The following is a 9835-nucleotide window of genomic DNA, read 5'->3' on the forward strand; positions in this document are numbered from 1 at the left end:
GCGGGTGGCCAGTGAAAGAGGTTCGGGCATGACCCGAAGTGTGCTTCATGGTGTCAGCAACGTCATGAGACATGGTGTCAGCAATGTGTTGAGACAGGTTGTAAGCAAGGTAGTGAGACAGCACAGCCCAGCAACCTTGCGCGAGGTTGCTGGGCCGCCGTCAGGTAGTTCTGGGAGGTCGTTGCGGGGTGATCAGTCCTCGGAGAACTTGAGTTCGAAGAAGACGCGGGGGTTGCCCGGGCCGGCATAGTCCTCGATGAGTTCACCGCTGAAGCCCATGGAGGAGTGGAAGGAGATCGCCCCCGACGATTCCGGTTTCGTCGTCGCCTGCACAGAGGAGACCCCGAGCTGACGCGAATGGTCGATGAAGTGCTGGTAGAGGTGACGGCCGATTCCCTGGTGACGGAAATCCGAACGCGCCGCCACCAGGTGGATGTAGGCAGGGCCGTCATGGGGAATGACGCCGAGCAGGTAGCCGACGATCTCCGAGCGGTAGCGGGCGACAAGCCCTGAGGTCACGAACTGATGGAACCAGTAGGCATCGTGGTCACCGCTGAGGTCGCGGTCTCCCCAGAAGTTCGCCTGGGCATCGAGCAGGAATTCGCGCATCTCGCGGGCGTCGACCTCATCGAGCGGACTGATGCTCAGCTGCTCGGTATCGATAGTGTCGTCAACGGCCATTGCGCCTCCTGAAGTGTTCGTGCTTAGCCTCACTCTATAACGCCCTGTCCCCGAAGAACAGTGCGCTCCATGCCATCATAGATCACATGATTCGGATTGCTTCAGTCAACGTCAACGGAGTCCGCGCAGCATGGCGAAAGGGGATGCCCACCTGGGTCGATGCCGCGAAACCGGACTTCATCACCCTTCAAGAGGTGCGCGCCGCGAACGATATCGCGCACAGTGTTCTCGCCGACACGGGCTACACCACGATCAGCCATGATGCCGAGGCCAAGGGCCGAGCCGGCGTCGCTGTGATGGCCCGCACCGAACCCGAGGCGGTGCGTGAAGGACTCGGCGACGACGGGTACTTCGATCGAGCCGGACGATGGGTGGAGACGGACTTCCGCCTCGGTGACGGTTCGCTGCTCACCCTCGTGTCCGCCTACGTCCATTCGGGTGAGGCCGACACCCCCAAACAGGACGACAAGTATCGGTTCCTCGACCGGATGATCGAACGCATGCCGCAGCTGGCCGAGACGGCCGATCATGTGCTCATCACCGGCGACCTCAATGTCTGCCACACCGAGCGTGATCTGAAGAACTGGAAGGCCAACCGGAAGAAGTCGGGATTCCTGCCGGAGGAACGCGCCTACTTCGACAGGTTCTTCGGTGAGATCGGATATGTTGACGTCCACCGCACACTCAGCGGCGACGTCGACGGACCCTACACCTGGTGGTCGATGCGCGGTCAGGCCTTCGACAATGACACCGGATGGCGCATCGACTACCAGATGGCCACTCCGGCCCTCGCCGATACCGCGGTCAAGGCGACCGTGGACAAGGCCGACAGCTGGGCCGAACGGTGGTCGGACCACGCCCCGTTGGTCATCGACTACGACCTCCCGGCCGTCAAGGTCTGACCGGGCCGTATTCGTGGGCCGCAGGCAGATTTCGCCGAGGCGGCTCCCCGAGAACTGCTCGTCGACGGAGCCTGCGGGCCGGGCCCGAGCCCACTGGCCCGGACGTCAGCATGATCACCAGACCGGAGGCCTGATCGGTCCCTGGCAGGTGAGATGGCATCATAGGACTATGACGAACTCTTCACAGCCGCGCACTGTCTCAGGTATCCAAGCCACCTCCGATTCCCTCCATCTCGGCAACTACATCGGAGCCCTGCAGCAGTTCGTGACTCACCAGGAGTCGCACGATGCCTTCTACTTCATCGCGAATATGCACGCGATCACCGTCGAGCAGGATCCGGCAGAGCTGCGGGAGCGCACGCTGCGCACGGCCGCGCAGTTCCTCGCCGCCGGTCTCGACCCGGAGAAGTCGACGATCTTCGTCCAGTCCCAGGTGCCTGCCCATCCGCAGCTGTCCTGGGTGCTCGAGTGCACCACTTCGATGGGCGAGGCGAGCCGGATGACCCAGTTCAAGGACAAGTCCGCGAAGCAGGATCATGTGTCCCTGGGGCTGCTCACCTACCCGGCGCTGATGGCTGCTGACATCCTCCTGTACAACCCGCAGCTCGTTCCTGTCGGTGAAGACCAGCGCCAGCACCTCGAACTGACCCGCAACCTCGCCGAACGATTCAACTATCGTTTCGGCAAGACCTTCACCGTCCCCGAGGCGCAGATCCTCAAGGCGACCGCGAAGATCTACGACATGCAGAATCCGGGCGCGAAGATGTCGAAGTCCCAGCCCAGCCCGCAGGGCCGCATCGACATCCTCGACGACGCGAAGGCACTGACGAAGAAGATCAAGTCCGCGGTGACCGATGACGGAACCGAGATCGCCTTCGACCCGGAGAACAAGCCGGGAGTGTCGAACCTGCTGACGATCTACTCATCCCTGACCGCGCGCCCGGTCGACGACATCGTCGCCGAGTACGCAGGGAAGATGTACGGTCACCTCAAGGTCGACCTCGCCGAGGTGGCAGTGGAGACCCTGACACCGGTGCGGGAGCGTACGGTGGAACTCCTCGAAGACCGAGCGCAGCTGCAGGCGATCCTCGACCGCGGGGCGGAGAAGGCCAGCGCCATCGCCGAGGCGACACTGCGCGAGGTCTATGACAAGATCGGCTTCATCTGATCGTGGCGAAGAAGAAACCCGAGGACGGACCGCTCAACCTCACACCGGACATGCTCCACACCGCTGCACGGGTGGAGGATCGGTTCAACGGCTGGATCCAGAATCGGGCCACCGATCACGCCTACCATCGCACCGTCATCGCCTACGACACATACGGTGGGACGGAGTGGGTGCGGGTGCTCGGACGCCTGGTGCTCACCCCGAACGGACAGCCGGCCGCCGACGTCCACGCGAGCATCCGCGGCTGGAAGTCGTTCGTCAGCGTGCCTCTGCCCAATGACACCGCCTGGGTGCGCGTCAATGACGAAGAGCATATGGTCACCTCCGATCGCGGAGGCATCATCGACACCGTCATCCCCGGAGACTTCGAACCGGGGGAGACGGAGATCGAACTGTGGACCGACGGTTCGCTCGTCGATTCCGCGGCCGTGCGCATCATCGGCGAGGACTCGACCTTCGGCATCATCTCCGATATCGACGACACGGTCATGGTCACCTCTCTGCCGCGTCCCTTCCTCGCCGCGTGGAACACCTTCGTCCTCAGCGAGCATGCGAGGTCCCCGGTGGCGGGAATGGCCGTGCTCTATGACCGGATCACCTTCATGCGTCCGGACACACCGATGGTCTACCTGTCGACAGGTGCATGGAATTCGGCGCTGACGCTCAAGCGCTTCCTCTCCCGCAACCTCTACCCGATGGGTCCGCTGCTGCTCACCGACTGGGGGCCGACGACGACCCGGGTGTTCCGGTCGGGCAAGGAGCACAAACGCAATTCGCTGGAACGCCTGGCCCGGGAGTTCCCGTGGATGAAGTGGCTGCTCATCGGCGACGACGGGCAGAACGATGAGGAGATCTACGGCGAGTTCGTCGAGAACCATCCGAAGAATGTCGCCGCCGTCGCGATCCGGCAGCTCACCGTCGGTGAGGCAGTGTGGGCCGGCGGCCGGTCGAAGCGTCACGGTCGCGGCCAGGGCGTGCCGTGGATCTATGCCCCGGACGGCGCCGGCTTGGCCTCCCGCCTGACCGAACGCGGAATCATCTCGACCATCTGAACGAAACCTCACTTGCTACCTGACGGCGGCCCAGCAACCTCGCGCGAGGTTGCTGGGCCGCCGTCACGTAGCAATTAGGGGCTGGGGTGGACTTTGAGGTGCTCGGTCGGGTCAGCGCAGCTGTGCGAGGAGCTGCTGCTTCGCCTCGTCGAACTGTGCAGCGAAGGTCTCGACGAGTTCGGCGGTGGTCTGCTGCTGTCCGAGTGCGCCGATGCCCTGGCCCGAGCCCCAGATGTCCTTCCATGCCTTCGAGTCCGATCCCGACGACGAGCTGAAGTCCATCTTCGTCGGATCGGCGTCGGGCAGATTGTCCGGGTCGAGGCCCGAGGCGACGATGGATCCGCGCAGGTAGTTGCCCTTCACCCCGGTGAAGTAGTTCGAGTACACGACGTCATCGGCGCCGGATTCGACGACCATCTGACGGTAGTCGTCGACGACGTTCGCCTCGGGTGTCGACAGGAACGCCGAGCCGACGTAGGCGAAGTCGGCACCGGCGGCCAGAGCCGCAAGGATCGAACGGCCGTGGGCGATGGCGCCCGACAGCAGCAGGGGGCCGTCGAACCATGAGCGGATCTCCTGGATCAGCGCGAACGGCGACTGGGCCCCGGCATGCCCGCCGGCACCGGCGGCCACGGCGATGACTCCGTCGGCGCCCTTCTCGACGGCCTTGTTGGCGAAGCGGTTGTTGATGACGTCGTGGAGGACGATGCCGCCGTAGGAATGGACGGCCTCGTTGACCTCCTCACGGGCACCGAGCGAGGTGATGACGATCGGCACCTGGTGGCGGACCACCTCGGCGAGGTCTTCTTCGAGGCGATTGTTCGACCGGTGGACGATGAGGTTGACCGCGAACGGGGCGGCAGGCTGCTGCGGATTCGCCGCGGTGTGGGCGGCGTTCGACTCGGCGATCTCATCGAGCCAGTCGGTCAGCTGCGAAGCAGGTCGGGCGTTCAGCGAGGGGAAGGACCCGACGATTCCGGCCTGGCACTGGGCCTTGACCAATTCGGGCCCCGAGGCGATGAACATGGGGGAGCCGACGACGGGCAGACGGAGTTGGGAGCGCAGATCGGTGAAGGTTCTCACGGTGCCTCCTTGCGAAGATGAATGCATACACTCACTCTAACCGAACGATTGTTAAATGCGATACGGAACACATTCTCTTTCGTCTCCTGGTTCGCATTTCGGCTGATCAGACGACGAAGGCGCAGACTCTCGGAGGAGTCTGCGCCTTCGTCGGTGATAAGGAGCTGGATCAGGTATCCGTGAAGTTCGGGTCCCGCTTCTCGACGAAGGCGGCCATGCCCTCGGACTGATCGTTCGTGGCCAGGGAGGAGTGGAAGAGACGACGCTCGTAGCGCAGTCCCTGCTCGAGGGTGGTCTCGAAGGCGGTGTTCACCGCTTCCTTGACCATCGCCGAGGCGACCCGGGACTTGGCCGCGATCGTCTGCGCGATCTCGTTGGCCGTGGTCAGCAGCTCGTCGGGTTCGACGACGCGCGCGACGAGACCGGAGCGTTCGGCCTCCTCGGCGCCCATCATCCGACCGGTCAGGCACATGTCCATGGACTTCGCCTTCCCGATCGCACGAGTCAGACGCTGCGATCCGCCCATGCCCGGCAGCACTCCGAGGTTGATCTCGGGTTGACCGAACTTCGCCTTCGTCGAGGCGATGAGGATGTCGCCCATCATCGCGAGCTCGCAGCCGCCGCCGAGGGCGTAGCCGCCGACGGCGGTGATGACCGGCTTGCGGACATCGGTCAGCCGGGTCCAACCGGCGAACCAGTCGGCCTTGAACGCCGTCGAGAAGTCGAGACTCGACATCTCCTTGATGTCGGCGCCGGCGGCGAAGGCCTTGTCGCTGCCGGTGATGATGATCGCCTTGATCGAGTCGTCGGCGTCGAAGCCTGTGGCCGCCTCGGTGATATCGGTGAGCACCTGCAGGTTGAGCGCATTGAGCGCCTTCGGCCGGTTGATCGTGATCGTGGCGACGCCGTCGGCGACGTCGGTGAGGATGGTTTCGAATTCGCTCATGAGAACACCTTGTCTGCGTGATCGGTGGTGAGGATGGAATGGACCTGCTCGTCGCTGACCTCGGCCAGCGAGGCGGGGGTCCACTGCGGGTTGCGGTCCTTGTCGATGACCTGTGCGCGGATGCCTTCCCTGAGGTCCGGCAGCCCGGTGAGGGTGACGGCGACGCGGTAGTCCTGTTCGAGGACCTCGGCCAATGACATCGTCTCCGCATTGCGGATCGCGGCCAAGGTCACCTTCACCGAGGTGGGGGCCTTCGTGCCGATGAGCTCCGCGGTGGCCCGGGCATCGGGGTTCTCGTGCGCGGCGAGAGCCGCGACGATGGCCTCGGCGTCGTCGCCGACGTAGCAGGCGTTGATCCAGTCGGCCGCCTCGGCGAGATCATCGGCAGGTGCCTCCCCGACGTACTTGCCGAGGACGGACTCGAGATCTTCACCGGCGGTGAGGTCGGCGATGAGATCGGGGATCTGCGCGTCGGGGACGAAGTAGTCGGCGAGTCCGAGACCGATCGCGGTGCCGGCTCCGACGGGCTGCCCGGTCAGCGCAAGGTGCGTTCCGAACTCTCCGGGGCCGTTGGCCAGCAGGTGGGTGCCGCCGACGTCGGGGAAGAGTCCGATTCCGGTCTCCGGCATCCCGACCTTCGTCGAATCGGTGACGATGCGGTGTGATCCGTGTCCGGAGATGCCGACTCCGCCGCCCATCGTGATGCCATTCATGATCACGACGTAGGGTTTGGGGAACTCGGAGATCGCATGGTTCATCTTGTATTCGCGATTCCAGAACTTCGCGTTCTCGTCGCTGCCGGCCACGATGTCGTTGTACACGGCCTTGATGTCGCCGCCCGCGCACAGTCCGCGTTCCCCGCGGCCGGTGACGAGGACGAGCTTGACCGCATCATCGTCGCGCCATGCTTTCAGGGCGTCATCGATGGCGCCCACCATGTCCTGGCTGAGCGCATTGATCAGCTTCGGTCTGTTGAGTTCGATTCGGCCGACCCCGTTGGATACCGAGGTGATGACGGAGGCGTCCGCCTGCTCTGCCGAAGGTTCTGTCATATCAGCCCACTCCTGTGCTCTTGCGCGAGATGATCACGCGCATGATTTCGTTGGTGCCTTCCAGAATCTGGTGGACGCGCAGGTCACGCACCAGCTTCTCAATTCCATACTCTGTCAGATAGCCGTAGCCGCCGTGCAACTGGAGTGCCCGGTTCGCGACGTCGAAGCCGGTGTCGGTGGCCTTGAGTTTGGCCATGGCCGACAGCAGGGAGGTGTTCGGATCGCCCGTATCGTAGGCTCCTGCTGCTCGCCACAGCAGGGAGCGGGCAGCCTCGAGGTCGGCCTGCATCTGTGCGACCTCGAAGCGCAGGGCCTGGAAGCCGGCGAGCTCGGTGCCGAAGGCCTGACGCTCACCCATATAGGCGATGGCCTTCTCCAGAGCGGCCTGACCGCCGCCGAGCGAGCAGGCGCCGATGTTGAGCCTTCCGCCGTCGAGCCCGGACATCGCGATCTTGAAACCCTGACCGGGTGCACCGAGCATGTTCTCCTTGGGCACCCGCACGTTCTCCATGATCACCTGTCGGGTCGGCTGGGCGCGCCAGCCCATCTTCTGTTCATTGGGGCCGAAGCTCAGGCCCTCCATCCCCTTCTCGAGGATGAAGGCGGAGATTCCGCGCGCTCCGTCCTGGCCGGTGCGAGCCATGACGAGGTAGGTGTCCGAGGTGCCGGCGCCGGAGATGAACTGCTTGACTCCGTTGAGCACGTAGTGGTCGCCGTCTTCGCGGGCGGACGTGCGCAGGGCGGCCGCATCGGAGCCGGCGTTGGGTTCGGTCAGGCAGTAGCTGCCGAGGTTCTCCATGGAGACGAGCTTCTCGAGGTATGTGGCCTTCTGCTCGTCGTTGCCGAACTTGTCGATCATCCACGCGACCATATTGTGGATGGAGATATAGGCGGCGACGGAGGGGCATCCGGTCGACATCGCTTCGAAGATCAGCGCCGCATCCATCCGGCCCATTCCGGTGCCGCCGGATTCTTCGCTGACGTAGATGCCGCCCATGCCGAGTTCGGCGGACTTCCTGATGACGTCGACGGGGAAGAAGTGCTCGGCGTCCCATTCGAGAGCGTGCGGGGCGACTTCGGTATCGGCGAACTCGCGCACCATCCCGGCGACGGTCTGCTGTTCGTCGGTGAGACCGAAAGGTAGGGCAGCGGCTGTACTGCGGGACATGATTCCTCCAAGAATCGGACGCGTATTCGGTGATCGACACCACGATACGTCCATATTACTTGGACATCCAACTAATTCCTCGCCGAGGCGGCCCGTCCGTCCATCCGCTCAGTTGCCGGCTTCGAGTCCTGAGCGCAGTTTTTCGAGATGGGGGAGGAGGGAATCGAGGTCGATCCCGTTGAAATCGGGAGAAGTGAAGACTTCGGCGTTGAGCGCCATCGTCGCCTGAGCGGCGAGCTCACGACCGGCATCCGTAAGGTCGACGAGTGTCGTCCGGCGATCGTCGGGGTGGCTGCGCCGGGCGACGAGTCCGGCTTTCTCGAGGCGGTCGACCGAGTTCGTCGTCGAGGTCGCGTGCACCTGCAGGCGAGCGGATATCTTCGACATCGGCAGGGTCCCGGCTCTGGTGAAGGACAGAAGCGTGAGGACCTCGTAGCGCGAGAATGTCAGTGCGAAGGGCTTGAGGGCGGCATCGACTCGGGCCAGGAACAGCTGGTGGATCCGCATCACCGAGATCACCGTGGTCATTCCATCGGCTGCGCCGTCCCACCCGTGGGCCAGCCATTGCCGACGGGACTCTTCGATCGGGTCGAACGTCGTGCCTGTATTCTCTTCTGCCGCCATTGTCGACAGTGTAGTGAAGTGGGAAGATGGGCGCATGTGCGGTCGACTCAATATGTCTCTCGATCCGGCAGATCTCGCCGATGAGCTGCGGTTGGATGTCGTCTCCTATGACTACACGCCGCGCTTCAACGTGCCTCCGGGATCATTCGTGCCGATCGTCGTCGAGCGCCTCGACGACGACGGCCAGCTGCACCGCCGCCTCGAAACCGCTTCCTGGGGATTGGTTCCCGCCTGGGCGAAAGACCCCAAGATCGGGTTCAAGGCATTCAACGCACGGTCCGAGACAGTGCTCGAGAAGCCGATGTTCCGGCAGGCCATTCGACGTCGTCGCTGTGCCTTGCCCATCCCGGGCTACTACGAATGGGAGGACACCGAGGACGGCAAGCAGCCATGGATGATGACCGCCGCCGGCGAGGACCCGCTCTTCATGGCCGGGCTCTTCGAGTTCTGGAAGCAGCCGGATGAGTCCTGGCTGGTCTCCACGACGATCCTGACGATGGAATCCGCGGGCCACCTCAGCGATGTCCACCACCGGATGCCGGTATTCCTCGGGCGCGACCAGATCAGTGACTGGATCGATCCGGCAGTGCTGACGAATGATGTGCCTGACCTGCTGGCGACGACGCTCGATCAGGTCGATCCCGCAAGCGTCACTCGGCACAAGGTCGGCAAAGCGGTGGGCAATGTCCGCAACGATTCTCCGGAGCTCGCCGAACCCGTGGCATAGATCTCTCTTGAAGCTGCGCGGGCGAGACTCTCGCCCGAGATCTCGGGGTTCTTCCGGGCCGGGGAGTGAGCGCAGCCGGAGCGGTTTTGCAGGTGGCTGCAGATGTGTGTATTGTAGTCCGGGTTGCCAGGACGCAAGGAAAGGCAACAGTCGCTCTGATCGGGAACGATGTGGGCAAACCGAAGATGAACTTCGAGTTGCACGGATCGAAACAACCATGTAGAGTAGACATCCGCTGGCACAGCGAGTCGCAAGACGAAAAGTGCAAACAGAAACTGATACCCCCAGTGAACACACTGTCTTTTTGGTGTGGTGATGGGTGTGTGTTTGTGGTTTGAGAATCCAATAGCGTGTTTGTTTGAACAAGTTGTGATGCCAGAACAATTTATTTTCTGGTAAGACAATCACCTGGCCAAACAGTGGTTCACCCTC

Annotated in this window: 10 protein-coding genes; 4 read left to right on the top strand and 6 right to left on the bottom strand. The window is 63.3% G+C overall.

Annotation, left to right across the window (positions count from 1 at the left end; genetic code table 11):
* Positions 1-192: 192 nt before the first annotated feature.
* On the bottom strand, positions 193-681 hold the full coding sequence (locus BLIN9172_RS17325) for a GNAT family N-acetyltransferase (RefSeq protein WP_025780910.1): 489 nt from the start codon (positions 679-681) through the stop codon (positions 193-195).
* Between the two features lie 86 nt (positions 682-767).
* On the opposite strand from BLIN9172_RS17325, the gene BLIN9172_RS17330 reads away from it, so the two are divergent.
* The 3 genes from BLIN9172_RS17330 to BLIN9172_RS17340 all read left to right on the top strand — a co-directional run bounded on the left by BLIN9172_RS17330 (position 768) and on the right by BLIN9172_RS17340 (position 3803).
* The gene (locus tag BLIN9172_RS17330) at positions 768-1583 is read left to right on the top strand and encodes an exodeoxyribonuclease III (protein WP_101556127.1); all 816 of its coding nucleotides are present in this window, start codon (positions 768-770) and stop codon (positions 1581-1583) included.
* 169 nt (positions 1584-1752) lie between these two features.
* Positions 1753-2751: a tryptophan--tRNA ligase gene (trpS, locus tag BLIN9172_RS17335; protein ID WP_101556128.1), complete on the top strand. Its 999-nt coding sequence runs from the start codon at positions 1753-1755 to the stop codon at positions 2749-2751.
* 2 nt (positions 2752-2753) lie between these two features.
* Positions 2754-3803, top strand: a complete 1050-nt coding sequence (locus tag BLIN9172_RS17340) for an App1 family protein phosphatidate phosphatase (protein WP_101556129.1) — start codon at positions 2754-2756, stop codon at positions 3801-3803.
* A 111-nt stretch (positions 3804-3914) separates the two neighbouring features.
* On the opposite strand, the gene BLIN9172_RS17345 is transcribed toward BLIN9172_RS17340, so the two are convergent.
* The 5 genes from BLIN9172_RS17345 to BLIN9172_RS17365 all read right to left on the bottom strand — a co-directional run bounded on the left by BLIN9172_RS17345 (position 3915) and on the right by BLIN9172_RS17365 (position 8676).
* Positions 3915-4886, bottom strand: a complete 972-nt coding sequence (locus tag BLIN9172_RS17345; RefSeq protein ID WP_240812240.1) for an NAD(P)H-dependent flavin oxidoreductase — start codon at positions 4884-4886, stop codon at positions 3915-3917.
* Positions 4887-5055: 169 nt separating this feature from the next.
* The gene (locus BLIN9172_RS17350; protein WP_101556131.1) at positions 5056-5832 is read right to left on the bottom strand and encodes an enoyl-CoA hydratase; all 777 of its coding nucleotides are present in this window, start codon (positions 5830-5832) and stop codon (positions 5056-5058) included.
* Entirely contained in the window at positions 5829-6884 is a 1056-nt protein-coding gene (locus BLIN9172_RS17355) for an enoyl-CoA hydratase/isomerase family protein (protein ID WP_101556132.1), read from the bottom strand. Before BLIN9172_RS17355 ends, BLIN9172_RS17350 begins: the two co-directional genes overlap by 4 nt.
* Position 6885: 1 nt before the next feature.
* Positions 6886-8052, bottom strand: a complete 1167-nt coding sequence (locus BLIN9172_RS17360) for an acyl-CoA dehydrogenase family protein (protein ID WP_101556133.1) — start codon at positions 8050-8052, stop codon at positions 6886-6888.
* A 108-nt stretch (positions 8053-8160) separates the two neighbouring features.
* Positions 8161-8676: a MarR family winged helix-turn-helix transcriptional regulator gene (locus tag BLIN9172_RS17365; RefSeq protein ID WP_101556134.1), complete on the bottom strand. Its 516-nt coding sequence runs from the start codon at positions 8674-8676 to the stop codon at positions 8161-8163.
* Between the two features lie 52 nt (positions 8677-8728).
* Between BLIN9172_RS17365 and BLIN9172_RS17370 the strand changes: the two genes are divergently transcribed.
* Positions 8729-9403 (top strand): SOS response-associated peptidase, encoded by a 675-nt coding sequence (locus BLIN9172_RS17370; RefSeq protein ID WP_240812239.1) that lies wholly within the window; start codon positions 8729-8731, stop codon positions 9401-9403.
* The last annotated feature ends 432 nt before the right edge of the window (positions 9404-9835 follow it).

Origin of the sequence: Brevibacterium linens ATCC 9172, from assembly GCF_900169165.1 — a bacterium.
Classification (GTDB): domain Bacteria; phylum Actinomycetota; class Actinomycetes; order Actinomycetales; family Brevibacteriaceae; genus Brevibacterium; species Brevibacterium linens.

Excerpts from the sequence above, each read along its gene's own strand:
- BLIN9172_RS17325 (WP_025780910.1), bottom strand. The coding sequence starts at position 681 with ATGGCCGTTGACGACACTATCGATACCGAGCAGCTGAGCATCAGTCCG.
- BLIN9172_RS17330 (WP_101556127.1), top strand. The coding sequence starts at position 768 with ATGATTCGGATTGCTTCAGTCAACGTCAACGGAGTCCGCGCAGCATGG.
- trpS (WP_101556128.1), top strand. The coding sequence starts at position 1,753 with ATGACGAACTCTTCACAGCCGCGCACTGTCTCAGGTATCCAAGCCACC.
- BLIN9172_RS17350 (WP_101556131.1), bottom strand. The coding sequence starts at position 5,832 with ATGAGCGAATTCGAAACCATCCTCACCGACGTCGCCGACGGCGTCGCC.
- BLIN9172_RS17355 (WP_101556132.1), bottom strand. The coding sequence starts at position 6,884 with ATGACAGAACCTTCGGCAGAGCAGGCGGACGCCTCCGTCATCACCTCG.
- BLIN9172_RS17360 (WP_101556133.1), bottom strand. The coding sequence starts at position 8,052 with ATGTCCCGCAGTACAGCCGCTGCCCTACCTTTCGGTCTCACCGACGAA.
- BLIN9172_RS17365 (WP_101556134.1), bottom strand. The coding sequence starts at position 8,676 with ATGGCGGCAGAAGAGAATACAGGCACGACGTTCGACCCGATCGAAGAG.
- BLIN9172_RS17370 (WP_240812239.1), top strand. The coding sequence starts at position 8,729 with ATGTCTCTCGATCCGGCAGATCTCGCCGATGAGCTGCGGTTGGATGTC.